We start from the raw sequence: 25332 nt of genomic DNA, 5'->3' as shown, positions 1-25332 counted from the left end.
CGGACATGCCCAGAAGACTGCCCAAGGTAGATGTCGTGATTGTCGGAGTTGGTTGGGGCGGAGGAATCATCGCCTCGGAATTGACGAAGCAAGGCATGACTGTAGTAGGTTTGGAGCGAGGGAAAGAGCGAAAAACGGAGGACTATTTCATGGTCCACGACGAGCTGCGCTACGCTCTCCGCTACGAGCTGATGCAGGATTTATCCAAGGAAACGATTACTTTCCGAAGCAATACGAGGATCAGAGCGCTGCCGATGCGGAGCTACGGTTCCTTCTTGCTGGGGACGGGATTGGGCGGTGCCGGTGTCCACTGGAATGGACAGACCTTCCGCTTTTTGCCGTATGATTTCGAGATTCGCAGCAAGACGATTGAGCGGTACGGCGAGAAGAAAATTCCCGAAGGCATGACCATCCAGGATTGGGGCATCACCTATGATCAGTTGGAGCCGTACTACGACCGTTTTGAAAAACTCTGCGGGATCTCCGGTGAGGAAAATCCGCTGGCCGGAAAACGATCAAGTCCATACCCCACACCGCCGATGAAGCAGACACCGGCCATGAAAATGTTTGCCGAAGCGGCTAAAAAGCTGAAGCTTCACCCCTACATGATGCCTTCGGCCAACTTGTCGCAGCAGTATACGAACCCGGATGGAGTATCGCGGGCCGCCTGCCAATATTGCGGATATTGCGAGCGGTTTGGCTGTGAGTACGGAGCCAAAGCCGACCCGGTCGTAACCGTGATTCCTGTGGCGAAAAAGACGGGCAAGTTTGAGATCCGGACGCATTCCCATGTACGGAGAATTTTACATACCGGCAACAAGGCGACAGGTGTTCTCTACACAGACGTGACGACCGGAGAGGAATTCGAACAGCCGGCGGACATTGTCGTGTTGACCAGCTACGTGTTCAACAACGCCCGTCTTTTGCTCTTGTCCAAGCTGGGCCGTCCGTACGATCCGGCTACCGGAAGAGGAGTAATCGGGAAGAACTATGCGTATCAGGTAATCCGCGGGGGAGCGACAGGCTTCTTTGAAGAGAAGGAGTTTAACCTGTACGCAGGAGCAGGCTCTCTCGGCATGACGCTGGACGATTACAACGGGGACAACTTTGATCACTCCGATCTGAAGTTCCTGCACGGAGCGAGCATCAGCCTTTCGCAGACCGGACAGCGTCCGATCGCCAACAACCCGGTTCCTTCAGGTACGCCGAACTGGGGCAAGGAATATAAGGCAGCTTCGCTCAAGTATTTCAACAGGGCCCTCGGAGTCGGAGCCCAGGGGGCGTCCATGCCCTTCAGGCACCACTTCCTCGATCTTGACCCGACATATCGGGACGTCTTTGGCGATCCGTTGATGCGCATTACCTTTGACTTTGAAGAGCAGGACCGTCAATTGGCTGCCTTCACGGCGGACAAGTGTGGACAAATTTTAAAGGAAATGGGAGCGACCCATATCGATGTGAGGCGCGAGCTTGGCCCATACGACATTACCCCGTATCAGTCCACTCACAATACGGGTGGAGTTATCATGGGTGCCTCGCCTGACACTTCTGCCGTGAATAACTACTTGCAGATGTGGGATGTGGAAAATTTGTTTGTGGTCGGTGCGTCGGCTTTCCCCCACAACAGTGGTTACAACCCGACAGATACTGTGGGGGCGCTTGCTTACCGGGCGGCAGAGGGGATTGCGAAGTACGCGAAAGGCAACGGAGGGCTGCTTGTGTAGGTGGTTTGGTCTTTCGATGGAGGGACCTGGCTGTTTGAAGAAGGGGGCGTCTTGGGCGCTTCCTTCTTTTTTCTTGATGATACGCATCTGGGGCGGACTCTAGCGTACCTGGGCCTGACTTTCGTGAAGGAGATGAAAACGGAGAAAAACGCTACAGGTTCGGTGGGACACTTGCTCGGGATTGACTGTCCGGCTCCATTCCAAAAGCGAAACCGCGTCCAAAAGCAGCGGTTTCAGGGGGTATCTCAGAGGTTGGACGCTGAAAGCGTGTTTCGCTTTTGGAATGGAGCCTGGGTGGGTGTCCCAAAGACCTTCGCGTTTTTCTCCGTTTTCATCTCTACAGCTTTTAGGTTTTATCAGTTGGTCGCAGCGCCCACTCAAACGCTCGAGTACGCAGTAGTCAGTCAGACACCCGAGCCTTCATTCTTCACTTTCAAAGTCCATTCTCCACACTGATTGTCAGTTTTGCTAAAACGTTTAGCGAAAATGCGAAAAAACGGGTGTAGATTTGTTGGGGAAATTTGCGGGTCGGTTTCCGGCCTTTTTCTCCAATAGGGAAAAACACCGTGTTGGTAAGGAAAATAAGGCGGTTTTGGAACGCTTAGTTTCGGTATTTAAGTTAATTGCAGAATTGGCACAATCCTTGCAAAAGTAAAAGGCAAACGAACAGTGAGAGGAAGAAGCATCATGGACGCAAAAAAATGGAAGATGGATACAGCGTTGATTCATGCCGGGCATCAGCCTTGCGATAAGACGGGGGCGGTAGCTCCGGCAGTTGTACCGGCGGTGGCTTATGCGTTTTCCGATGCGGATGCCGCGGCTGCGGTTGTATCCGGGGAGAGGGAGGGAACGTACTATGGACGCTACGGCAACCCTACGATTGCTTCTTTGGAGATGAAGATCGCCGCGTTGGAGAATGGCGAGGCGGCTTTGGGCGTCAGCAGCGGCATGGCGGCGATCTCCGGGGCTTTGCTCGCTTTTTTGAAGCAGGGTGACCACGTCGTATGTACCAAGGATGTGTACGGCGGCAGCCATAAATTTTTGACTTCGCTTGCTCCACGCTACGGGATTGAGGTCGATTTTGTCGATTGTACCAAGCTCGCTGCTGTGAAACAGGCGATCAAGCCGAACACGCGGGTGCTTTATCTGGAGACGCCTTCCAATCCATGTCTGACAGTCCTGGATCTCCGGGAGCTTTCCCGACTGGCCCACGAGCACGGACTTACGGTCATTGTCGACAATACGTTCATGACGCCGTACCTGCAAAAGCCTCTGGAACTGGGGGCCGATGTGGTCGTACACAGCGCGACCAAGTATCTAAACGGCCATGGCGATGTGATCGCTGGCTTCATCGTTGGCAAACAGGATGTGATCCGGTTTATTCGGAAAAATATCATGGGTGATCTGGGCCAAAATTTGAACGCCTGGGATGCCTTTTTGATTTTGCGCGGGCTCAAGACGCTGGGCTTGCGGATTCGCCAGCACTGCCAGAGCGCGGAGGCGATTGCCCGGTATCTGGAGGCGCATCCGGCGATCGAACGGGTGTATTATCCGGGTCTTGCCTCGCATCCGCAGCACGAGCTGGCGAAAAGGCAGATGAGCGGGATGGGCGGAATTGTTTCGTTTGAAGTAAGGGGCGGATACGAAGCAGCAAAATCTTTCATTAACGGACTGCGCCTGGCTATGATATCGTTTAGCTTGGGAGATCCGGAAACACTGGTTCAGCATCCAGCGTCCATGACGCATTTTTCCATACCGCCAGAGGAGAGGGAAGCCTTTCATATTACGGAAGGGTTGATCCGGCTGTCTACGGGCCTGGAGGATGTGTCGGACATTATCGAAGATCTGGAGCAGGCGCTTCGGCCGCTTGCGAATCACGTGTCTGCCGGCGTGTAACGTTTGACCGGGAAATGGCAGGGAGGTCGGGGCATGACGGAATTTTCTCGCATCCGCACATTTATTCAGGGGTACGCGGATAATATTGCGGAGGTGCTGGGGCTTGATGTCACTATTCTGGATGAACAGGGCATCCGGGTCAGCGGAACCGGAGATTACCGGGACCTGATCGGTTTGCCAGCCCCGGAAGGTTCGTTTTTTCGGATGATTTTGCAGACCGGGCAGCCGGGTATCATTTACGACATGAAGAAGAACGAATCCCAGTGCATGAACTGCAAGTTTCTGCTGCAGTGCAGGGAGCTCGCGACGATCGGGTTTCCGGTTCACAAACGGGAAAAGACCGTTGGTGTGATCGGCCTCATCGGTTTTTTGCCCGAGCAAAAAGAGAAGATGCTGCAGCATTCGGAAAAGCTGATGACGTTTTTGCACCATACCAGTGCTCTGATCGTGCACAAGCTGCTGGAGCTGGAGGAAGAGCGCAGACAAGGCTGCAATATCCAGGAGGAATTGCCCTATGACCCTGCCCAGGCCGTCTATTTCGCCCAGCTGATCGGAGCGGAAACCGGCTTGCAGGAGGTCATCCGCAAAGCGAAAAAGGTGAAAGACAGCCTCTCTACAGTGCTGATTCGCGGTGAAAGCGGGACGGGCAAGGAGCTGTTGGCGCGTGCGATTCACAGCGAAGGCAACCGCGCTGCGCATCCATTTATAGCTGTAAACTGCGCGGCGATTCCGGAAACCCTCCTGGAGAGCGAGCTGTTTGGCTACGAGGGAGGAGCTTTTACCGGTTCGAGACGAGAGGGAAAGCCGGGGAAATTCGAGCTGGCGCACAAGGGCACGATTTTTCTTGACGAGGTCGGAGATATTCCGCTTTCGCTCCAGCCCAAGCTGCTTCGCGTGCTGCAAGAGCGGACGGTGGACCGCGTAGGCAGCGTCAAGCCTGTCGCTGTGGACGTGCGGGTCATCGCGGCGACACATCGGGATTTGGAAAGCATGGTGAGGGAAGGTGCGTTTCGGGAGGATTTGTACTACCGGCTAAACGTCATTCCGCTTCGGCTGCAGCCTCTTCGGGAGCGGCGGGCGGACATTCCGCTCTACATTCACCATTTTTTGAACAAGTATGGAGCCCTCCTGCAAAAAGGTCGAATAGAGGTCGATCTGGACGTGATGGAACGGTTGAAAGGCTATGATTGGCCGGGAAACATCAGACAACTGGAGAACGCGATCGAATACATGGTCAATATGGCCGAGGATACGGTGATCGGAGCTGGCGACTTGCCGGAATACCTGGCGCAGCTTGAGCTGCCGGCAGTATCTGAACAGACGGGAGGCGAGGCGGCCAGCGGAAGCCTGGAGGATATGGTAGCCATGTATGAGCGAGATATTTTGCAGCAGTATTTTCGCTCGCCCAAATGGGGGGGCGACAAGACGAGGATTGCGGAGGAGCTGCAAATCAGCCTGTCCACGCTTTACCGAAAGCTGGAGAAGCACAGGCTGATTTGACTGTGGTTCGGCGGAGTGTATGCTTGTCAGTCACCTCAGTCTTGGCCTATTCTACGAGCGCCAGCCCCGGGAAAAGCAGCCTTGGGGTCGCAAAAAAGCAGCGTCCCTTTTGGGGCCGCTGCTTTCTGCATGAATGGTCGATTATGTCAATAAAAGACCGGTACAAACTCCTGCGACATTGCATGGTTTGCCTGCCAAGCGCCAAATAAACGGACAGAAGGCGACTTTGGCCAAACGTAAAAATGAATGCTGTCGCTATTGAAGCAATGAACGAATTTCACCCGTATTCGGATTGACGACAAACCATCCATACGTGCTCGTGTAGCTGTCGCCGGATTGGAAGTTGTTCACTACGGTCTGGTATATCTGGATGACGTAGTGCCCTTTTTCGTCGTCATGATCGTATTCGACGATATGCTGCGGTGTCAGGCTGCCCGCGAATTTCTTTTTGACCAGCTCGACGGCTTCCATTTTGGAATACATTTTCCCGGCAGGAAGCTTGCCGAGATAGATCGATTTGGTTTTTCCGTCGTAAATGACTGACTTGCCGAGATTTTCCGCGACAAAACGGATGGGTACATAGACTGAATTTTTGTACAATATTCCTTGTACGTCCATCGCTGGTGATTTTGGCACTCCGTCAAAATAATAGGTGAACGGTGTCTTGTTGATCTCGCTTGAATCCGGGTACGCTGGTGCCGCCAAGGCCAGTCCGGAGAACAGTGCTGATCCCACGACAATTCCCCCAACAAATGACTTCACATCCCACTTCATAAAAAACCCTCTTTCCCATCTCTATTTCTATGAATGAATTCCAAGGGATATTATGACAAAAAACATAGGACCAAGCTATCAAGCAAGGGTCATAGGAGCGAACGCCCAGAAACCGGGAAAAAGGCATTCTGTTCCCTCTGCGTTGGTCCTAGCAGGGGGATGGTTTTCCCGGGCAGGCAAGGAAAGAAGGCCCGTCTGATGGCGGGATGATTTCCCGGTCTCTTTTCTAGCAAATGAGAAGAAGGTATGATAGAGGGAAAGCTTTACTGAGAAAAGGCAGGTGTCTAGCATGTCTATTTTGCGGAACGATTGGGCTGAGATATTGGCGGACGAGTTTGAAAAGCCATACTACATCCAGCTTCGTGAATTTTTGAAAACAGAATACCAGAGCCAGGCAATCTATCCTGACATGTACGATATATTCAATGCGCTTCACCTCACACCATATCGGGAAGCCAAGGTCGTCATCCTCGGCCAGGACCCGTATCACGGTCCTGGTCAGGCACATGGACTCAGTTTTTCTGTCAAGCCGGGGGTAGCGACGCCGCCGTCCTTGCAAAATATTTACAAGGAGCTTCAAAGCGACTTGGGCTGTACGATCCCGCAGCACGGGTATTTGGTCAATTGGGCCAAGCAGGGCGTGCTGCTGCTCAACACGGTGTTGACGGTGCGAGGGGGAAACCCCAACTCTCATAAAGGCAAAGGCTGGGAAATCTTTACGGACCGGGTGATCGCCGCCTTGAACGACCGGGAAACGCCGCTGGTGTTTATTCTGTGGGGACGGCATGCGCAGGAAAAGGCGTCATTTATTGATACGAACAAGCATTTCATCATTTCGTCTCCGCATCCGAGCCCGTTTTCGGCCAATCGCGGCTTCTTTGGCAGCAGGCCCTTTTCGCGGACCAACCAGTTTTTGCGTTCGCAGGGGATGAAGGAGATCGATTGGCAGCTTCCGTTGCAGGCGGAGCTGGAAGAGGCGACTGCGGCTCGGTCGTAAGCTTTAGAAAATGAGCGAGCCATGAATGATGTGAGTGTGCAGGTAGGCACCGTTCCTCTGGAGGACGTAGGCCGGAGCGGGGAGCGGTAACAGGCTTCTCTTCAAACGCAGTCGCTTTTCTTTTTTGTGGTTGGACCGGCTCTAGTGGAGGAGATGAAAAAGGAGAAAACAGCTCAAGGTTCGGTGGGACACTGCGAAGGGGCTGGACTGGCCGGCTCCATTCCAAAAGCAAAACCGCGTCCAAAAGCAGACTGCTCGATGGAGCGTTTCAGAGTTGGACGCTAAAAGCGTGTTTTGCTTTTTCCATTCCGCCTGGGAGGTGTCCCAAAGACCTTCGCGGTTTTCTCCTTTTTCATCTCTACATCTGTTGGTTTTCTCGTAAAAAACCGTTCGGACATACGCCCGAACTGTTTTTAGAGAGGCTGGTTTGCAAGGAAGCTCGTATAAATGAACATCCGTCAGATTGCTGAGATCAGGCTTGTCGTGGGCCTTAAACAACATGAAGTCAGTTGCTGATAAATGCTTGCGGAGGTTTTTAGCCAGAGTTGTGGTCATGACTTTTTGCTCGAAATCCGTAGTCAATTAGAAGCCAACCTACTGACAGGTGAACCTTAGACACCTTTGAACGATCCCACATGCTCTTTAAAGCTGGGAGAAGCAAATCCCGCTCGCCAGAGAAGCCTGTTTCCAGTCGGAGCGACTAGCGAAGTCCGGCCCAGCTCCGCAATGATCCCGAGGAAGCAGAATCGCAACCTATGAATACACTTCGCAGCTGCGCGTCGTTTTGCGATTCCCTCGGGAGCATTGCGGAGCGGACAGTCCCAGCTTCTTTGCGGGACGAAGACCGGAGCGGAGAGTGGAAACAGGCTTCTCTCCACCGCAGCCGCTTTTTGAAAGTAGAAAAAAGCTTCTCCCCGCAGCCAGAGAGATTCACTGTCTAATCCATGCTCTGAATCACAATCAGGCAACCGGCCTCGATCGAAACCGTTCCGGTTTCCGAAACCAGTACGTTGCTTATGCCCAGCGTGTCGCCCATCCGCAGAGTCGCCTTGTCCAGCGGGTACTGAAAGCCGGATAGGGTGATTCCGCTGACCGTCTCTGTGAGCGGCAGCAGGGAGACGTGGGAATACCGGCTTTTCCGCAGGGTGATTCGGTCGGTGACGAGCATGATCTCGTTTTTTTCGTCCACGATCCGGCAGGGCACGCCAGCCTTCAGCCCTTTTGACAGCAAGTGAACATTGGCAAGCGTATGGTCGAACCGGGAGCCCAACGCTCCGACGAGAACGATCTCAGCCGGCTGCTGCTCCAGCGCCCAGAGAAGGCCCATCTCCGTATCAGTCAAGTCCTTCATGACCGGGTCGCAGGAACGCATTTCCTCGCTGTTTTGGCAGATGATCTCCCGCTCATCGGGTGTGACCGAGTCGAAGTCCCCGATGGACAGATGGGGACGTCTCTCGTTTTGTATCAAAAATAACGCTCCTCGGTCGACTCCGACCAAAAAGGCATCCTCGTCTATTTCTTCCAAAGCCCAACTGCCCAGATTTCCTCCTGCAAACAGTATGATTTTGGACGATTTCTCCATGATGTTCCCTCATTTACGTGGATTCGCGGCTGTCAAAGGAAAAGGCTGATTTGTTGAGCGGCCAAGCCTGACAGCATCTTTCTTTATCTTACCATGCAGGTGCGGTTAAGAGACAGGAGGGGCAGACATTGCAGTTACTGTAAGCAATACAGGCAATACAGGCAATGCAGGCAATGCAAACACTGCAAACACTGCAAGCACTCAAGCAATACAGGTACTACCTCCCGCTTGCTTTCTATGCCGGAAACGTACTACGATACTTTTACTATCCAAGATAGATGACTATTGGAGGCGAGAGCATGTCCGATAATTATACGAAGGTGTACACGGAAGAATCCTTTTGGGACAAAGTGAAGAAGTTCGCCAAAAAAGCGGGAGGAAAAGTAGTTTACGTAGCGCTGCTGCTCTATTACGCCCTGCAAAATCCCAAAACGCCTGCGTGGGCGAAAACGGTCATATTAGGGGCGTTGGGCTACTTCATCACTCCGTTGGATGTGGTGCCGGATATTACGCCGGTCGTGGGATATGGAGATGACCTGACAACGCTGATCGGAGCCTTGCTCATGGTCGCTGTCTATATTGACGACGATGTCAAAGGAAAGGCCCGCGGCAAGCTGACGGATTGGTTCGGGACGGAAGTGCTGGACGAACTTTCCGAGATCGATGAGAAGCTGAACAGCAAGAAGGAAGAGTAGGCTGACACAGCTTTCTTCCTTCTTCAGCCACGTAAACAAGAGGTTTTCTTTTCGAGTGAAGCGATATGGCCAGGATGATCGAAACCAAAACAAAACGATTGAATCTTGCGAATTTATTGATTAAAAATTTTTTATCGAACCAAGACCATTCCACTCCTTGCTTCCTGCATCCATGCAAATCTCGCCGAAGGATGGGTGAAGTCGAGCTTTTTATAAAAAAGACGGAGAGTGATTACCCGTGTCCACGATTTCCATCAAGCGTTTTCCGGAGTGTACGTTGTCTGAAATTACCGAGGCCTGGAACAGAGGATTTGAGGGGTACTTTTTCCCTGTCAATATGACGGTGGAAAACATGATTCAAAGGCTGGGAACCGAAGGGTATGCTGCTTCCCTTTCCGTCGTTGCCTTTGCAGACGGAGCGCCGGTGGGGGTTGTGGCGAGCGGTGTGAGAACGATTGGCGGAAAAAAGGTGGCCTGGAACGGCGGCACCGGAGTAGCGACAGAGTACCGGCGTCAGGGCTTGGGCAAAAGCTTGATGGAAGCCACACTTGCCCTGTACCGGGAAGCGGAGGTGGAGGTGGCCACTTTGGAGGCAGTCAGTCAAAACGACAAGGCGATCTCGCTGTACCGGCAGCTCGGCTATGAAGTGGTTGACAAGCTCTTGTTCTGGCAGCATAATGAAGCGTTTGCCAGCGACCATCCGTTTGGCGATCCGGCCTCGCTTCCGTACCGGATTCGCAGGGGAATTCCGCAGGAGTCCGCTTCGCTTTCCTTTTACCCGGCGAGCATTCCCTGGCAGAATCAGTGGCAAAGCCTCCGCGACGGTGAGGCTGTATTTGTGGAGGATGCCCTGGGCGAGACGCTTGGCTACGCCTTGTACAAACGGACCTTCGACGAGGAAGGAAAGCTGGCTGCGATCACCTTGCGTCAGTGTGCATATCACCCTGACCGAGCGGATGCGGAGGACATCGTTCGTTTTGCGCTCGCCCATGCCTACGGGCCGCTTGACTATACGTGCCGTAGGGGAACCTTTAATTTCCCGGCCTCACAGGAAACGGTTCTTCGGGTACTGGAGGAAGCGGGATTTGCCCCATCAGGCAATGAGCAGGTATTCATGACCCGTCAGATGGAGAGAAAAGGCTGACTGGCTTTTTCATTGCTGACAGCCTGTGCAGTAGAACACTTTGCGGGATGACCATACGTCCTGTGTAATCGGATGAGCGCAACGGGGGCACGGCTCGCCTCCGCGATCATAGACGCGGCAGTGTTCATTGTAGCCGCCCGTCAGACCGTCTCCGCGGAAAAACGGCGTTTCCATGTAGCCGCCGTGCTCCAAGGCATCGTGGAGGACAGCCTGCAGCGAGTGAAACAGCCGTTTTTCCTCTTCCGGCTGGAGGGAAGGGATGCGGCGGAGCGGCAAGATCCCTGCGTGATGACAAAGCTCGTCGGCATAACAGTTGCCAATGCCGGCAAGCACATGCTGATCGACCAGCGCGGCTTTCAGAACGCCGCGCTTTTTCTGTATCAAGCGGGTAAACTGCTCTGCGGTAAACAGGGGGTCGAGCGGCTCGGGACCGAGCTTCGCCAACCGGTTTTCCGCTTCTTCCTGCGTCAGCAGATGCAAGTACCCGAGGCGCAGCCCGTGAAAGTAGAGAACGTGCCGTCCCACTGAGATCGTCACCTGGGCAGTCCGGTCGAGCTTCTCCTCCGCGGTCCCCCAGTACAGAAAACCGCCGAGCATGAGATGCAGCAACAAAACACGGCCCGATTGCAGCCGGAACAAGATGTGCTTTCCTCTGCGTTCGACCGTGGAAAAAGCAGTGCCTTTCACATGCTCTTCAAAGGCCGCTGCGGGTATATTGATCGTTTTTTCCCGCTGCACGCTGACATCTGTAATCGCCTGTCCGGTTAAACGCTCCTGCAGCAGTCTGCGATAGGTCTCCATTTCCGGCAGCTCCGGCATTTTCGTATATCCCTCCAGTCTGTTTTCCCCGTTCTGTTTCAAAGCGTCTGTCTTCTGCGTCCTGCCTCAGAGCGTGCGTGCTACTCGTCGTTGCCAAGCTCCAGGCGGTTTAGCAGCACATCCTCGACTTTCAGCAAATGGTGGAGCATTCTCTGCTGCGCCATCAAGGCGTCGCGTTCGCGGATTGCCCTGTAGATCAAGACGTGTTCCTCGTACAGTCTTTCCGTGCTCGCCCTCTCGCCAAACAGCCACATTTTGCGGGTGTTCCGCATGCTCTTCGTCATGGCTCCGGAGATCGTCTTCATCATGTCGATCAACAGCCGGTTGTGACTGGCCTGCGCGATCGCCTGGTGAAAGTCGATGTCGGCCTGTTCGCTCGCCTCTTCCGAATCGGTGCCTGCCCTCATGTCATCCAATGCCTGTTTGAGCGCAGCCAGGTCGTCTTCTTCCCATTTTCGCGCAGCCAGACCGGCACTCCCGACCTCCAGGATTTTGCGGACTTCCAATAGCTCCAGAATGTCTTCGGAACCCATCAGGATGGTAGAGAGGGGAGCGGTCAGGCTGGACGTTTCAAACTTGCGGATAAAGGTGCCCTCGCCTTGCTTTATATCCACCAGGCCCATCGCCTGCAGGGCGCTCAATGCTTCTCTGACCGCAGATCGTCCGACCTGGAATTTTTCCGCCAAAGCCTGCACGGAATCCAGTTTATCCCCGGGCTTTACCTGCCCCTCCATTATCATTTGCATTAGCTCGTCGGTGACGGCTTCATATATCTTTTTGTTGGATATTTGCTGAATTGGCAATGTGCTTCCACCCTTTACCTTGTGCTGAAATCATTTTACTATACGGGAACCCCCGAAGCATCTGCCTCAGGTTTGTCTAGTAAAACAGTGTCGATGCGGAAAAAGATCACAGCCGCGTATAGTTGGTTTGCTTCCGTCACATCTTTTTTCGAGGAGAGCATGGCTGGATGCTGGAAGCTGTCTCGAAACTATATTTTGGGAATATTCAGTCGTATAGTCATCAGATGAGTGAAGACGAGAGCAAAGTATCAAAAATTGACTTTGTGATTCTTTAAAATAGATTCAATATTTAGGTATATATGATAAACTGGTATGTAGCAAGGGTTTTTCAGAAGCAAGCCAGGCAGTATCGGCGTTCGCTGCCTGATGGACAACGGCTGGAGACTTGGTGTTTCTACTTGCCAAGCGTTACTATTTGACAAAAGTCATCAGATGACCTGATCACTAAAACGGGGGATTAGACATGCTGGATACAGAAATTCGCAAAAAGCTGTCAGCGATTGTAGGAGAAAAATATTTGCTCGACACGCCGAATGAACTGTACACGTATTCCTATGACGCGACGCCCATCCACCAAGCCATGCCGGATGCGGTGGTGATGCCGGGCAGCGTAGAAGAGGTGTCGGCTGTGCTTAGGCTGGCAAACGTTCACGGCATACCGATCATACCACGCGGCTCGGGGACGAACCTTGCAGGGGGGACAATCCCTGTCGAGGGCGGCATCGTCATGAATATGAACCGGTTCAACCGCATTTACGAAATCGACAAGCAAAACCTGACGGCAACGCTGGGACCCGGTGTCGTGACTGCCGACCTGCATCAGGCAGTCGAAGCGGAGGGCCTGTTTTATCCGCCCGATCCGGGGAGTATGCGGATATCCACTGTCGGCGGAAACATGGCCCAGTGCGCAGGCGGGATGAGAGGACTGAAATACGGGGTCACCAAGGACTACATACTGGGGCTAGAATACGTCCTGCCGTCCGGAGAAGTGCTTCGCTGCGGCGGAAAAAACATGAAGGACGTGGCCGGCTATGATATGACGAGACTGATGGTCGGCTCCGAAGGTACACTCGGCGTCATTACCGAGATTACGGTAAAGCTGCTTCCCCTGCCGGAGACGAAGCGGACGCTGGTCGCCTACTATACCAACCTCGTCGACGCAGCCAAGACAGTGGAAACAGTGATTGCCTCCAAGATTATTCCGGCGACGATCGAGTTTTTGGATCAGTCCACGATGAAGGTCGTCGATGACTTTGCCAAGCTGGGCCTGCCTTTGGAGATGAAGTCGATGCTCTTGATCGAGCAGGACGGGCCGGAGGAGCTGGTCGTCCGGGATATGGAACGGATCGCGGAGATCGCCAGGCAGCAGGGGGCGGCCGAAGTCAAATTGGCGCAAACAGCCGAGGAGGGAGCCAAGCTTCTGGCGGCCCGACGTTCAGCTTTGGCGGCGCTTTCCCGGCTGCGTCCTACCACGATTCTCGAAGACGCGACGGTGCCCCGCTCCCGTTTGGCCGAGATGGTCGAAGAAGTGGAGCGAATCGCCGAAAAGTACCAGGTGCAGATCTGTACGTTCGGTCACGCGGGGGACGGGAATTTACACCCCACCTGCATGACCGATGAGCGGGACAAGGAAGAGATCCACCGGGTAGAGCAGGCGTTTGAAGAAATTTTTCACGCCGCGATTCGCCTGGGCGGAACAATAACCGGGGAGCACGGCGTAGGGATGGCCAAGAGGAACTACCTCGACCTGAAAGTAGGTGCGGGCGGCATCGAGCTGATGAAGCGGATCAAAGCCGCTTTTGACCCGAACAACATCATGAATCCCGGCAAAATGTTCGCAAGCAGCGGCCGGCGCAGAGTGGTGGTGAAACGATGAGCAAGACGACCAGTCAGGAGCTGCTGTCGAAATTCAACATGGACGAGATCATGAACTGCATGCACTGCGGTTTTTGCTTGCCGGCCTGTCCGACCTACCGGGAAACGGGCCTTGAATCGCACAGCCCCCGCGGGCGCATCGCTCTCATGAAAGGCGTTGCCACCAGCCAGCTTTCCGTAGACCCGGAATTCGAGAAAAACATGTACGCCTGTCTTGGCTGCCGTGCGTGCGAGACGGCTTGTCCGGCGGGGGTCCCTTACGGCAGTCTCGTGGAAACGGCGCGGGAAGTAGTCGAGGACAACAAAAAAAGCGAAGCCACACCGCCTTTTCTTCGCCAGCTCGTGTTCGACAAGGTATTTCCTTATCCGGAGCGGATGCAAGCCTTGGGTACGGCTCTATGGGCAGCTCAAAGCGCAGGACTCCAAACAATGGCCAACAAGACCGGGCTGATCAACATTCTGCCGCGGGAGCTTGCAGAGATGCAGCAAGCGGTCGACAAAATCGCTTCCCCGAGGGAGCGCAAGCAGCGGGAAAAAGTAATGAAAGCGGAAGGAAAGGCCGCCCTGAAGATCGGGATGTTTACGGGCTGCATCATGGACGTGATGTTTTTCGAGACGAATCAGGCGACGGCAAGGCTTTTGACAAAAGCGGGCTGTGAGGTCGTTTTCGTGGAAAACCAGGTATGCTGCGGGGCGCTGCACGCTCATGCGGGAGAAAAGGAAGGGGCAGTCGAGCTTGCCAAGCGCAACATGGAAGCGTTCGAGCGGGCCGGAGTGGACTTCGTCGTCAACAACGCAGGCGGCTGCGGCGCGGCGTTGAAGGAGTACCACCACTGGTTCCACGACGATCCCGAGTGGAAGGAGCGGGCCATGGCGTTTGTCTCCAAGGTGAGAGACGCAAACGAGCTTTTGGCCGAGCTGCCGCCGCTGACCTTTTCCAAGCCGCTCAACGTCCGTGTCACCTATCAGGATTCCTGTCACCTGGCTCACGGACAGGGCGTTCGCAACCAGCCGCGCCAGCTACTGAGGAGCATCCCCGGCGTCGAGCTGATTGAAATGACCGGTGCGGACAGCTGCTGCGGCTCCGCGGGAATTTACAACATCACCAACTTCGACATGTCGATGCAAATTCTCGACGGCAAGATGGAGCATGTAAAGGAAACAAAGGCCCGCGTAATCGTCACATCCAATCCCGGCTGTCTCCTGCAAATGAAAAAAGGCATCATGCGCGCAGGGCTGGAGGGGCAGATGGAAGCGGTCCACATCATGGATTTGCTGGCCCGGGCATTGTAAGGCTGATCAATTGGTTCCTCCGCAGGCCGCCAATTGCCAAGAAACAGACAAATGCGAGCCGTTTCATACCGTACGATCATAGTCCCGTTTCCGTTTGGACGGGACTTTTTGGTTTGCCCCTGTAGAAGATTACCAATACACCAGCAGAATCGGGTAATATAGTATAGGGGGAAAGACCCTCCCATTTACGCACGGACAGGAGATTATGGAATGCAAAAAGTGGAATTGATCGCAACGGCGACATTTGGCCTGGAGTCAGTGGTAGCCGATGAAGTTAGGGCACTGGGCTATCAGGATGTCAGAGTAGAAAATGGAAAAGTTGAGTTTACGGCAGATATTTCCGCGATTCCCCGGACAAATTTATGGTTACGAACGGCGGATCGCGTGCGTCTAAAGATAGGGGAGTTTCGGGCGACGACGTTTGACGAGCTGTTTGAGCAGACAAAAGCGCTTCCGTGGTCGGATTGGATACCGGCAGATGCGACATTCCCCGTCGAAGGAAAATCGGTAAAATCAACGCTGTTCAGCGTACCGGACTGCCAGGCGATCGTCAAAAAGGCAGTCGTGGAAAGTCTGAAAAAGACGTACAAGCAGGATTGGTTTGAAGAAAAGGGGCCGTTGTACAAAATCGAGGTAGCACTTTTGAAGGACATCGCGACCTTGACGATTGACACGACGGGGCCGGGGCTCCACAAGCGCGGCTACCGGAGCCTGATCGGCGCAGCTCCCTTGAAGGAGACGATGGCGGCGGCGATGATTCTGCTGTCACGCTGGAAGCCGGACCGGACGTTGATGGACCCGATGTGCGGCTCGGGGACAATTCCGATCGAAGCGGCTTTGATCGGGCAAAACATCGCGCCGGGTATGAACCGGGAATTCGTTTCGGAAAGCTGGCCGACGATACCGAAGACGGCATGGCGGGAAGCGCGGGCCGAGACGCATGATCTGGCCAGATACGACCAGCCGCTGGAGATTATCGGAACCGATATTGACGAGGATATTTTGCGGGTCGCGAGACGGAATGCAGCCGAAGCAGCCGTAGATGAGCACATCCATTTTCAACAGATGGACGTCCGCAATGTCCGCACCAAGCGAAAGTACGGCTACCTGATCTGCAACCCGCCGTACGGCGAACGGCTCGGAGACTGGAAGCAAGCCGCCCGCCTGTATCGGGAGATGGCGGAGGCTCTGCGGACCTTGGATACATGGTCCATCTACATGCTGACCTCGGACGAGCAGTTTGAGGAGCATTTTGGACGCAAGGCGAGCAAGAAGCGGAAGCTGTACAACGGAAATATCAAGGTCGACTACTACCAGTTCTTTGGACCGCGGCCGCCCCGTCCGAACAAATCAGAAACCCCGGCGGATTGATTCGTTTGTTCAAAGGAACCGGGACGTCTCTTGTGGGGTAACGTAAGCAAATCAAACACAAAGCAGAAAGAAGCGCAATGGAGGAGAAAACATGGGTGTAAGACGATCTGCAGGGAGGGTAATGGCTGCTTTCCTGGCATTTTCATTGATGGCCACCTCGGCAGCCGCCGCCACGGGACCGACTGTTCCGACCGGCACCGCCCCTGAGCCGGACAAAAAGACAGAGGCGGAGCGCTTGCCTGATGAACAGGCGATTGTCTTTAGCGATCTGACGAACAGCTATGCCCGCGAGTCGGTCAATCATTTGGCGTCGCTTCAACTGATCAGCGGGAAAAAGGACAATCTGTTCCTGCCGCAGGAGGCTATTTCCAGACAAGACGTGTTCGTTTTGCTGGCAAAGGTGATGGGGGTACAACCCAAGCTGCCGAGAGAAGAGAAATACGAGGATGTGTCGATGAACAGTCCTTATGCGCCGTACATTTACGGCCTGACGGAACTTGGCGTGCTGAACGGACGCAGCGATGGCACGCTGGGGGCTGCAGATCCCCTGACCCGGCAGGAGATGGCCGTCATTTTAGACAGGCTTTGGAAGGCGGGCAGTGGTCCGAAGCAAATACTGGGGAAGGAAGCGTACGACGACGAGGATGAAATCGCCGACTATGCCAGGGAAGCGGTAGCATCCGTCACCGCCCAAGGCTGGATGAAGGGAGCCAATGGCGCATTCCGTCCACAGGGACAGGTGACGAGAGGAGACGCTGCTGTCATCGCGGAGCGCGTCTGGAATGCCCGTTATCAGCTGGCGGAGAAAGTCGATTTTGCCGTCAGCAAGACAAAGCTGACGGTGATGGCTGGCACCAGCGAGCGCGTAGAGGTCACACGCCCGAGCGGAGGAGCCCTGCCGTTTACCCCGGTCTTCGCGTTTGACCACCCGGAGCTCGGTACGATCTTGCCGGACGGCACCTTCGTCGCCGGTCCCTCTGCCGGGAAAGGCACACTGACGGTAAACGTCGGTTTCAAACAAGTGACGATTCCCGTGGAAATAACGAATGCGCCTGTCGAGCCGAAGAAAGACGAGGCAAAAGGACAGGATGCAAAGGGAACGGCGGAAGGAAAGCAAGCCGCTGACGCCAAGGAATCTGGCAACGCCGCGAAAAAAGCGGATGCGGATGAAAAGCAGGCGGAATCCAAAAATGGACAGGCATCCGAGAAAACGGGAACGCCTGATTCGGAAAAGAAAGAACAAGCTAGTACAACCGACACGGCAGCATCCGAGCTTGCGGGAGACAGCCAGTCCCAAAAGGCGGAGAACGGCAAAAAAAATGAAGCGGTTGGTTCGCAGCCGGGCAGCGGCCAGGAAGCCAGCAGCAAGGGTAGCGACAGCAAAGCTGCCGGAAGCGAGGATACTGGAAGCAAAGAAACAGGCAGCAAAGAAACCGACAGCATGGATACTGGAAATAAAGATACCGAAAGCAAAAATGCCGAAAACAACGATAATGATAGCGAAAACACCGACAGCGATGTCGATCAGCCTTCCGAGGAGGACGAGCTGGTCAATCTCGCCCCGGGGAGCTTCACATCCGTAAAAACGTTTGGAATGGCAGATGCATTCTTCCAGGAAGTCGAAAAACAATATCCCGGCCCAGTCGGCGGCTTGGTCACGCCTTCCGAGACATGGACGGGCTACAATCGCCAATTTGGCCGAAAAGTGACGGTCGTACTGCCGGAAGCCAAACAGCTGGAGAGAGTAACACTCACGCTCAAGCATCAGAGAACCTCAGGGATTACCATTCCGGAGTGGATGGACGTGGAAGTGTCGCCAGACGGGAAAGCATGGTATTTTGCCGGAAAAGCAAAGCACGATGTATCTCAGGCGGAGGATGCTGTAGTTGAGCGGACGCTGGCCGTTACGCTGCCGCAGGTGGAGACCCGCTATGTACGGGTATCCTTCCCGGTAAAGGTGTTTGCCTTCGCCAGACAGCTCGAAGTATGGGGCAGGGATGGCAAGGGAAGCGCAGCGCCGCCGGTGCTGCTGCCATTTGCCAACCAGACCGATCCCCAGGCGGTAAAACCGTTGCCGCGCCGAGTCGAGAACATGCTTCTCGCCTATACCGGTGAACATGGCGAACGGGGAACCTGGACGAAGGAAGAATTCCTCCCGATGGTCGGCTACCGGACCACAGACGGCTTCATGCGGGATCAGATGTTTGACACGATCCTCTTCCTGCCGTACCAGACCATGCCGGCCACCAAGGACAGGTGGAATCAGTATTTGGACGATTTGTTCCGCTCCAACCAGCAGCTCGACGCGCTGAACAGCGCGATGCGGGAGTTCAACCGACTGCGGGGAACGCTGTATGCATCGCCAACGATAGAAAATGTCGTATTGGCGCTGCCGTACCCCAATTCGGCGCAAACGGACTTCGGCGTGATCGATCCGAAAAAAGGGTCGCTTTCCTTTAATGCCAAGCAGGTGGGCGAGGAGCAAGCGTATCAAAACCGCAAGCAGGCATTGGAATGGTATTATGGCGAACTGAAAAAACGCTGGGATCAGGCTGGCTTCCAGTATCTGCGCCTGGATGGCATCTACTGGTTCCACGAGCTGGTGGAAGACGCAGCTCCAAAGGAACGAGACCTGATCCGCCACATGGGCAGCATGGTCCACAACGACTCGCTGCGCTACTACTGGATTCCCTATTTCGGAGCGCCAGGGCTCAGCGAGTGGAAGTCTCTGTATTTTGACAATGCGTTCCTGCAGCCGACCTACTACACCGACAAGCCGGTTCCGCTGGAGCGTATCCAGGGAACGGTGGAAGTGATGCAAAAGTACAGCATGGACGTCGAGATCGAAGGAGACGACCGGATGTACCGCGATCCGAAGTTCTACCAGCTGTACTACAACCAGTTGATCGCGGCGCGCAAAGCCGGAATGGACAAAAATAATATTCACGCCTATTATTTTGGTTCGAAAACGCTGCTGATCGCCGCGAACAGCGATGATCCTGTGATCCGCGCTATCTATGATGACACGTATAAGTGGATGCGAGGAAAGTTTGAGCAGGATGAGTATTATCTGCCGGAAGAAATTCCGGTGAACAAGTAGATTTGTGAACGCTGAAAAAGGTCTGCCTCCGAAGGGAAGCAGACCTTTTAGCAAGTTTTAATAAGAGCTGATTTCATTGTAGTTTTCGTCGTACGCTACGATTGTGGAAAACGTTTTAACACCGAGTCTAACATCAAAGTAGTATTTATAATTATCGATCATTATTATGGAAGATTCATTATTTGGGTATGTAATTTGAACCGATTTGATCCTGCTGTCATTAATTACTCCGCAAATGATTTGGAAATTAGTGTCTTTATTTGGCAAGCCTCCTACTACTTGCAGTTTTGTAAACGGCGAGTTAACATCCATCTTTGCTATTTCCAGATGAACAATCTCCCAGTTGTTTTTGTTATGTTCAGCATAGAATGAACCTTCAAATCGTTCCTCATTCTTATTAAAAATAAATTGTCCAAATCCAGATTGTTCGATATATGAAACCTTCACAACTTTGAAATCTTCAACTTTCGAACCTATTTTTTCGTCTGTCTTTTGATGAACAAATGAAATTAGCGCTTGGTCTTCATCTGTAAAACTAATCGTTTCTGGACTGGTGTTTATTTCTTTAGGTTGACATCCTAATAAAAGCAGAAATAACAGTACAGTATAAAATAATTTAGTTTTCATTAAATTGGTTTCCTCCTTAAATAAAAGTGGGGTTTCCCCCACTTTTATTTATACATAGCGGCAAACATGTAAATAATACCGGGTCCTTCAACCTCACTAATTGCGTATTGCTTCCAGCTTGCCGAGGCTCCAGCGTTAATGGATAATCCCAGAAAACTAGCAGAAAATGCCTTAGATACTCTTGCTGTCGCTGGTTGGTAGGATTGAATGTAACTTGAGATCCCTTTGGCATAAGTAAAAGGGTTTTTTACAGACTCTTCTGTAATTTCTACAACTCCGTAACCTGCTGCGGCACCACTAGTTGCTGATGTATTCGTGCTTACAGCATCATCTAATATATTTCCGGGGGTATTGTTATTGTTTAAATAAAAGTGATGGACTATCGCTACTCTAGAGTAACTAATACCTTGTTGAAACTCCCACGATGGACCTGTGACATAGTTTCCCGACTTATCAGGAGTTGTATGTGTGTCAATATATGTCGAATAATTCCACGGACCAGCAATGTGAGGTAGTAATTGAGCTGCTGCTAGATCTTTTGTTAGTTCTTTATATCTTTGAGGGTCTGTTTCAGATGTGTTAAAACTAGCTCTAAAAATGGTACCATCAGCAAATTTTATTTCATATTGATCTTTAAGTTTTCCTTTTTTTTCTATCCCTATCAATTATTTTCTGGGCCTCTTCCATTCTATCTGCTTGTTTTGCTAAAGCAACTAATTCCTTTTTCCATACTGCTTTGTCTAGATTGCGAATTCTTTCTTTGTACTCACGGGGATGAGAATTAACATATTCTTCAGTAACATCACTTAAATTATATTTATTTTCAGATTCACTATATTCATCAAGAGAGAACTAAACACCCTTTCCAAAAAATATTTTATAATTGTATAATATTGGTAATAAACAACAATATAAACCATTTATTGTATAATTTTCAATTAGCATTTTGTTACTTGATTTGTTTATTACAAGTCGTTAACTTTGTCTCGGACAAGTAGAAAGGACACCATTTACAAGGTAAGATAGTTAAGTAGAAACAAGAGGGACTAACTCCCTCGGAAGACAAACCCTCTTGTTTTAATCTAGTAGCCTCATCTTACAGGACACGCCTGGCATCTCTTATTATATTCCTACTTTGCTTTGCTCGTCTTTTACCCTCCATACCCCGATGTTCTTTCAATACCACCACCCTCCGGTATTAACCGGAACATATACACATACAGCAAAGCACTCAACAGCGAAATACCCAAGATAATCGAGAAGACGCCGAGCGGCGACAGCCACTCGGACAGACCGATGGCGAGCGGCGCAATAAACCGGCCGATGGAAAATTGCAGCGACGACGCTCCCATGTACTGACCTCGGGCGTCCTCAGGCGCATATTTGCTGATAAAGCTCTGCACGACCGGCGTGCGGATCAATTCGCCCAGAGTCAGTACGAACATACAGCCGAACAACAGCCAGATATTGCCCGTAAATGCCATCAAAAACAAGCCGAAGCCGTACAGGACGGAGGAGAGGATCAGGCTGTTCCGATCGCTCCAGTGCTGAAACCAGCGGGTGACAGGCAGGGTAAACAGCACGACCAAAAGACCGTTCAATCCCATCAGCCAGCCAAATGCGGATGTCCCCCCGATAGAAAAGGACCAATCTCCCCACCAGACCAGCGGCTGACTGGGCACGTGCTCTTTTACGTACAGTGCCATGTACAGGTCCAGCTGCATGAAGGCGATGGCTACCAGAATGCCAGCCAGAATGTAGATGGCAAACGGTTTGTCTGTAAAAATGACCGCATAGCTCCGGAACTGTTCTTTCAGCGAAAAACGCTTGGCCGGCGCGGCCTCTGCCTTGCCGATGAGAGAAGGAAGCGTCTCCCGGATCAAAAAGAAGAGCAAGACCCCGTAGACAAATTCCACGATGGTACAGGCGAGCAGCAGTTCAAAGCGGTAGTGGACAAAGAAGATGGAACCGAGCACGGGACCGGCGACAACCCCGATGTTCATCGCTGTGTAAAAGGTGGCGAAGACAACGCGGCGCTCGTCTTCCGTTGTCAGATCGGCCACCATGGCAGAGCTGGCGGGCCAATACATCGAGCCGGCCATCCCAATGCCGATAAAAGCCACGTAAGTCATCCACGGCGAAGACGAAAATGCAAACAGTGCAAACATGACGGATGATGAAAAAATGGCGATCAGCATGGTCTTTCTACGGCCGATCCGGTCTGCCAGATACCCGCCGGCCAGATTGGCGACGATGCCGAGCAGCGGAGGAACCATCAGCAGCAGTCCGGCTACATCCTTGCCGAAAACATCGCTGAAATATAGGGCCATGAAGGGAAAGTACATCCAGAAAAACGTATGCGTAATCAACTCGCCGAACAGGCGGACCTTCAGGTTGAGGTCCCAAGAACGCCAATACATGAAAATTTCCTCCAATCTCTCAAAGAAGCTCGTTTCGCATCTGCAGGTGCCCCGCCTTTGTGAGGGGCTGATTCTCTCCTGGTTCGGCTTGGATTATGAAAAAAAGCGCAAACGGAGGAGTGTGAAAACCTCTTCCGCTTGCGCTTTTTGCGTCTGGGTCGGGATACTGGGACGGGGTCTTGGGGTACGCGAAAACAAGGTACGTATCCCGTACGCAGAATCGACAAAAGAACGGTCTCGATTCTACACCGAATGTCCCAGATCAGAAAAGACGGAAGCGGGTTCAGGCATCCTGCAGCTTCTTGCATTCAGATAGGGTTTTGTCAGGGGTGAGGACCCCTGGACAAGGTCCCCAATCTAAATCGTAGAAACTACAGAAAGCAACATGAACCAACACTCCCGTCTTTCAAAAATTTTTTGCCAGATTGACTCTTGTTGACTAGAATACTCCACTGTCGGGAAAAAATGCAAGAAAATTTTTTTGTTCTACGGGTGAACCTCGATCATACCTGGATGGTCCTCTACGACGTCCGCGATGATCCGGGCCCACTCTACTCCATTTGCATGCAGGGTTTGCAGCAGCCGCTCGCCATCAGCAGCAGGCAGGCTGATCAGCAATCCCCCGGAGGTGACGGCGTCGCAGAGGATCAGCCGGTCTGTTTCGTCCAATGCTTCCGGGAAACGGACGCGGTCCGATACCCAGCGGAAATTGGATTTGCTGCCGCCCGGGACGATGCCCTGTTCAGCCAGCTCGCGGGTACCAGGCAAGACGGGCACTTGTGACTGGCGGATGCGGATGCCGACCTTGCTGCCTTCCGCCATTTCCAGCGCATGCCCCATGAGGCCAAAGCCGGTCACATCCGTGCAGGCGTGCACGGGAAAATCGTGCATGCATTCAGCGGCCCGCTTGTTCAGCGTAGCCATGATTTCCATGACCAGCTCTGTCTTCTCCGGAGAAAGAGCTTCGCGCTTGATCGCGGTCGTTTGGATACCCACACCGATCGGCTTGGTCAGGATCAGCACGTCACCCGGCTTGGCCCCGGCGTTGGTCAGCACGCGGGAAGGGTGGATGATACCGGTAACCGCAAGACCGAATTTTGGCTCCTGATCGTCGATGGAGTGGCCGCCGACGAGCACGGCACCCGCCTCTGCGACCTTTTCAGCGGCGCCGCGCAGGATGTCCGTCAGAATCGAAGGGTCCAGCTTGTGAATGGGAAAGCCGACGATGTTCATGACCGTCAACGGTTTTCCGCCCATGGCAAAAACATCGCTGATCGCATTGGCAGCAGCGATCTGGCCGAACCAGTACGGATCATCCACGATCGGGGTGAAAAAATCGAGCGTCTGTACGATAGCCAAATCGTCAGTCAGTTGGTAGACGCCGGCATCGTCCGAAGTCTCCACGCCGACCAAGAGACGCGGATCGCGCTCTGCAGGCTTGGGCAGATTTTTGAGTACAGACGAAAGGGCGTCAGGGCTGATCTTGCAGCCGCAGCCTCCCTTTTGGGTAAGAGCAGTAAGCTTGATGGTTCCAGACATGTTATGACCTCCTGACCAGCGAGGAATAATGATAAGATAGAAAAAACAAACAAGCTGATACATTCAGGATACCAGAAGCAAGGGTGACATGACATTGCAAGATATAACCGTAGAAGAGATGCTGCATCGGGGATACGCCAATCTGATCGATGCCCGTTCCCCCGGGGAATTTGCCCGCGACACGATCCCGGGAGCGGTCAATATTCCATTGTTTAGTGATAGTGAACGCGCACAGGTCGGAACTGCCTATAAGCGTGAGGGACAAGCAGCGGCTCAGTGGCTCGGCATGCAAATTGTCTCTCCCAAAATGGAGACGCTGATGGAAGCCATCCGGCAAAGGGGAGAGGAGACGGGGGAACCGCCGGTGATTTTTTGCTGGCGGGGCGGGATGCGCAGCAGGGCGATGGCGACCTTCTCCACGTTTGCCGGTGTCCCGGTCCGCCGACTGATCGGAGGCTATCGTGCGTACCGCAAGCATGTGGTTGGCACCATAGAGCCGTATGAGCTGAATCGGCCGGTCTTCCTTTTGCACGGCATGACAGGAGTCGGGAAAACAGAGCTGCTGCGCCATTTGGAGGCATCCGGCTTGCCTGTCCTCGACCTGGAGCGAATGGCAGGCCATCGCGGATCGGTATTTGGGCACATCGGCAAAGGAAAGCCGGCGAATCAGAAGATGTTTGACGCGCGTTTGTTTGAAACGCTGCGAAGGCTGAAGGATGCGCCGTACTTTGTCATGGAAGCGGAAAGCCGGCGGATCGGCAATGCGCTGCTCCCGCCGTTTTTGCTCCAAGCCAAGGAGCAAGCTGTCCACATTTTGTTGACGGCTCCTCTGGAGGTGCGGGTTCAGCGTCTTTATGATGAATACGTGACTCCCTTTTCCTGGAGACCGGATTTTGCGGAAAAAATAAAAGACGCCTATCTAAAAATCGCCCGCCGCATTCCTACCGCGCAGGCAAAGCTGTTGACGGAGGCTCTGCAAGCTGGTGATTATCGCCAGGCGATCGCGTCGCTGCTGGTCCATTACTACGATCCTAGGTACCAAAACAAGCAAAGGGATTACGTAACAGAAATACACGAATGCGTAGATGCCGCCGATCTGGAAGCAGCAGGAAAAAGCATCCAGGCACTAATTGAAAAATATCTGCCAGTTCGGTAAAGTTATTTTTATCAAAC

20 protein-coding genes are annotated in these 25332 nt (G+C 53.0%); 12 read left to right on the top strand and 8 right to left on the bottom strand.

Annotation, left to right across the window (positions count from 1 at the left end; genetic code table 11):
* The first annotated feature begins 5 nt into the window (after window positions 1–5).
* From NST37_RS23545 to NST37_RS23535, 3 genes are all read left to right on the top strand, one after another.
* Entirely contained in the window at window positions 6–1724 is a 1719-nt protein-coding gene (locus NST37_RS23545) for a GMC family oxidoreductase (protein WP_031932551.1), read from the top strand.
* 687 nt (window positions 1725–2411) lie between these two features.
* Entirely contained in the window at window positions 2412–3620 is a 1209-nt protein-coding gene (locus NST37_RS23540) for an aminotransferase class I/II-fold pyridoxal phosphate-dependent enzyme (RefSeq protein ID WP_031932553.1), read from the top strand.
* A gap of 33 nt (window positions 3621–3653) precedes the next feature.
* Window positions 3654–5120, top strand: a complete 1467-nt coding sequence (locus NST37_RS23535; RefSeq protein ID WP_003388523.1) for a sigma 54-interacting transcriptional regulator — start codon at window positions 3654–3656, stop codon at window positions 5118–5120.
* 255 nt (window positions 5121–5375) lie between these two features.
* Here the strand turns inward: NST37_RS23535 and NST37_RS23530 are convergent, their stop codons facing one another.
* The gene (locus tag NST37_RS23530) at window positions 5376–5894 is read right to left on the bottom strand and encodes a stalk domain-containing protein (RefSeq protein WP_003388522.1); all 519 of its coding nucleotides are present in this window, start codon (window positions 5892–5894) and stop codon (window positions 5376–5378) included.
* Window positions 5895–6183: 289 nt separating this feature from the next.
* On the opposite strand from NST37_RS23530, the gene NST37_RS23525 reads away from it, so the two are divergent.
* Both NST37_RS23525 and NST37_RS23520 read left to right on the top strand, forming a co-directional pair.
* Window positions 6184–6891 (top strand): uracil-DNA glycosylase, encoded by a 708-nt coding sequence (locus tag NST37_RS23525; protein WP_003388521.1) that lies wholly within the window; start codon window positions 6184–6186, stop codon window positions 6889–6891.
* Window positions 6892–7646: 755 nt separating this feature from the next.
* On the top strand, window positions 7647–7832 hold the full coding sequence (locus tag NST37_RS23520) for a hypothetical protein (RefSeq protein WP_039071046.1): 186 nt from the start codon (window positions 7647–7649) through the stop codon (window positions 7830–7832).
* On the opposite strand, the gene NST37_RS23515 is transcribed toward NST37_RS23520, so the two are convergent.
* Entirely contained in the window at window positions 7829–8473 is a 645-nt protein-coding gene (locus NST37_RS23515) for a thiamine diphosphokinase (RefSeq protein ID WP_003388519.1), read from the bottom strand. The two genes, NST37_RS23520 and NST37_RS23515, sit on opposite strands and share 4 nt — an antisense overlap.
* A gap of 299 nt (window positions 8474–8772) precedes the next feature.
* Here NST37_RS23515 and NST37_RS23510 point away from each other — a divergent pair, with 299 nt between their 5' ends.
* Window positions 8773–9168, top strand: a complete 396-nt coding sequence (locus NST37_RS23510; RefSeq protein ID WP_003388518.1) for a DUF1232 domain-containing protein — start codon at window positions 8773–8775, stop codon at window positions 9166–9168.
* A gap of 238 nt (window positions 9169–9406) precedes the next feature.
* Window positions 9407–10312, top strand: coding sequence for a GNAT family N-acetyltransferase (locus NST37_RS23505; RefSeq protein WP_243014093.1), 906 nt, complete (start codon window positions 9407–9409; stop codon window positions 10310–10312).
* 9 nt (window positions 10313–10321) lie between these two features.
* On the opposite strand, the gene mutM is transcribed toward NST37_RS23505, so the two are convergent.
* Together mutM and NST37_RS23495 are read right to left on the bottom strand one after the other, a co-directional pair.
* Entirely contained in the window at window positions 10322–11131 is an 810-nt protein-coding gene (gene mutM / locus NST37_RS23500; RefSeq protein WP_243014120.1) for a bifunctional DNA-formamidopyrimidine glycosylase/DNA-(apurinic or apyrimidinic site) lyase, read from the bottom strand.
* Window positions 11132–11211: 80 nt separating this feature from the next.
* Window positions 11212–11934, bottom strand: a complete 723-nt coding sequence (locus NST37_RS23495) for a FadR/GntR family transcriptional regulator (protein WP_279041659.1) — start codon at window positions 11932–11934, stop codon at window positions 11212–11214.
* 463 nt (window positions 11935–12397) lie between these two features.
* Here NST37_RS23495 and NST37_RS23490 point away from each other — a divergent pair, with 463 nt between their 5' ends.
* From NST37_RS23490 to NST37_RS23475, 4 genes are all read left to right on the top strand, one after another.
* On the top strand, window positions 12398–13810 hold the full coding sequence (locus NST37_RS23490) for an FAD-linked oxidase C-terminal domain-containing protein (RefSeq protein ID WP_251255143.1): 1413 nt from the start codon (window positions 12398–12400) through the stop codon (window positions 13808–13810).
* Window positions 13807–15102 carry a (Fe-S)-binding protein gene (locus NST37_RS23485; protein ID WP_031932560.1) on the top strand — a complete coding sequence of 432 codons (1296 nt, stop codon included), beginning with the start codon at window positions 13807–13809 and terminating at the stop codon, window positions 15100–15102. Before NST37_RS23490 ends, NST37_RS23485 begins: the two co-directional genes overlap by 4 nt.
* 210 nt (window positions 15103–15312) lie before the next feature.
* A complete protein-coding gene (locus NST37_RS23480; protein WP_031932561.1) occupies window positions 15313–16473 on the top strand; it encodes a class I SAM-dependent RNA methyltransferase in 1161 nt (386 codons plus the stop codon).
* A gap of 91 nt (window positions 16474–16564) precedes the next feature.
* A complete protein-coding gene (locus tag NST37_RS23475) occupies window positions 16565–19573 on the top strand; it encodes a DUF4855 domain-containing protein (RefSeq protein ID WP_035991301.1) in 3009 nt (1002 codons plus the stop codon).
* A 57-nt stretch (window positions 19574–19630) separates the two neighbouring features.
* On the opposite strand, the gene NST37_RS23470 is transcribed toward NST37_RS23475, so the two are convergent.
* From NST37_RS23470 to selD, 4 genes are all read right to left on the bottom strand, one after another.
* On the bottom strand, window positions 19631–20200 hold the full coding sequence (locus tag NST37_RS23470; protein WP_339185936.1) for a hypothetical protein: 570 nt from the start codon (window positions 20198–20200) through the stop codon (window positions 19631–19633).
* Between the two features lie 44 nt (window positions 20201–20244).
* Window positions 20245–20865 carry a hypothetical protein gene (locus NST37_RS23465; protein WP_003388507.1) on the bottom strand — a complete coding sequence of 207 codons (621 nt, stop codon included), beginning with the start codon at window positions 20863–20865 and terminating at the stop codon, window positions 20245–20247.
* 486 nt (window positions 20866–21351) lie between these two features.
* Window positions 21352–22620 carry an MFS transporter gene (locus tag NST37_RS23460; RefSeq protein WP_339185934.1) on the bottom strand — a complete coding sequence of 423 codons (1269 nt, stop codon included), beginning with the start codon at window positions 22618–22620 and terminating at the stop codon, window positions 21352–21354.
* Between the two features lie 486 nt (window positions 22621–23106).
* Window positions 23107–24159 carry a selenide, water dikinase SelD gene (gene selD, locus NST37_RS23455; protein ID WP_122957965.1) on the bottom strand — a complete coding sequence of 351 codons (1053 nt, stop codon included), beginning with the start codon at window positions 24157–24159 and terminating at the stop codon, window positions 23107–23109.
* Window positions 24160–24247: 88 nt separating this feature from the next.
* Between selD and mnmH the strand changes: the two genes are divergently transcribed.
* Window positions 24248–25315, top strand: a complete 1068-nt coding sequence (mnmH, locus tag NST37_RS23450) for a tRNA 2-selenouridine(34) synthase MnmH (protein ID WP_122957964.1) — start codon at window positions 24248–24250, stop codon at window positions 25313–25315.
* The last annotated feature ends 17 nt before the right edge of the window (window positions 25316–25332 follow it).

Origin of the sequence: Brevibacillus sp. FSL K6-6036 (assembly GCF_037964015.1) — a bacterium.
GTDB classification, from domain to species: domain Bacteria; phylum Bacillota; class Bacilli; order Brevibacillales; family Brevibacillaceae; genus Brevibacillus; species Brevibacillus borstelensis.
This window is presented reverse-complemented; position numbering and strand designations above follow the sequence as displayed.

Coding starts and splice junctions, on each gene's coding strand:
- NST37_RS23535 (WP_003388523.1), top strand. CDS start 3,654: ATGACGGAATTTTCTCGCATCCGCACATTTATTCAGGGGTACGCGGAT.
- NST37_RS23540 (WP_031932553.1), top strand. CDS start 2,412: ATGGACGCAAAAAAATGGAAGATGGATACAGCGTTGATTCATGCCGGG.
- NST37_RS23485 (WP_031932560.1), top strand. CDS start 13,807: ATGAGCAAGACGACCAGTCAGGAGCTGCTGTCGAAATTCAACATGGAC.
- NST37_RS23525 (WP_003388521.1), top strand. CDS start 6,184: ATGTCTATTTTGCGGAACGATTGGGCTGAGATATTGGCGGACGAGTTT.
- NST37_RS23480 (WP_031932561.1), top strand. CDS start 15,313: ATGCAAAAAGTGGAATTGATCGCAACGGCGACATTTGGCCTGGAGTCA.
- NST37_RS23545 (WP_031932551.1), top strand. CDS start 6: ATGCCCAGAAGACTGCCCAAGGTAGATGTCGTGATTGTCGGAGTTGGT.
- NST37_RS23460 (WP_339185934.1), bottom strand. CDS start 22,620: ATGTATTGGCGTTCTTGGGACCTCAACCTGAAGGTCCGCCTGTTCGGC.
- selD (WP_122957965.1), bottom strand. CDS start 24,159: ATGTCTGGAACCATCAAGCTTACTGCTCTTACCCAAAAGGGAGGCTGC.
- NST37_RS23470 (WP_339185936.1), bottom strand. CDS start 20,200: ATGAAAACTAAATTATTTTATACTGTACTGTTATTTCTGCTTTTATTA.
- NST37_RS23530 (WP_003388522.1), bottom strand. CDS start 5,894: ATGAAGTGGGATGTGAAGTCATTTGTTGGGGGAATTGTCGTGGGATCA.
- NST37_RS23475 (WP_035991301.1), top strand. CDS start 16,565: ATGGGTGTAAGACGATCTGCAGGGAGGGTAATGGCTGCTTTCCTGGCA.
- NST37_RS23515 (WP_003388519.1), bottom strand. CDS start 8,473: ATGGAGAAATCGTCCAAAATCATACTGTTTGCAGGAGGAAATCTGGGC.
- mutM (WP_243014120.1), bottom strand. CDS start 11,131: ATGCCGGAGCTGCCGGAAATGGAGACCTATCGCAGACTGCTGCAGGAG.
- NST37_RS23520 (WP_039071046.1), top strand. CDS start 7,647: ATGAATACACTTCGCAGCTGCGCGTCGTTTTGCGATTCCCTCGGGAGC.
- NST37_RS23510 (WP_003388518.1), top strand. CDS start 8,773: ATGTCCGATAATTATACGAAGGTGTACACGGAAGAATCCTTTTGGGAC.
- NST37_RS23490 (WP_251255143.1), top strand. CDS start 12,398: ATGCTGGATACAGAAATTCGCAAAAAGCTGTCAGCGATTGTAGGAGAA.
- mnmH (WP_122957964.1), top strand. CDS start 24,248: ATGACATTGCAAGATATAACCGTAGAAGAGATGCTGCATCGGGGATAC.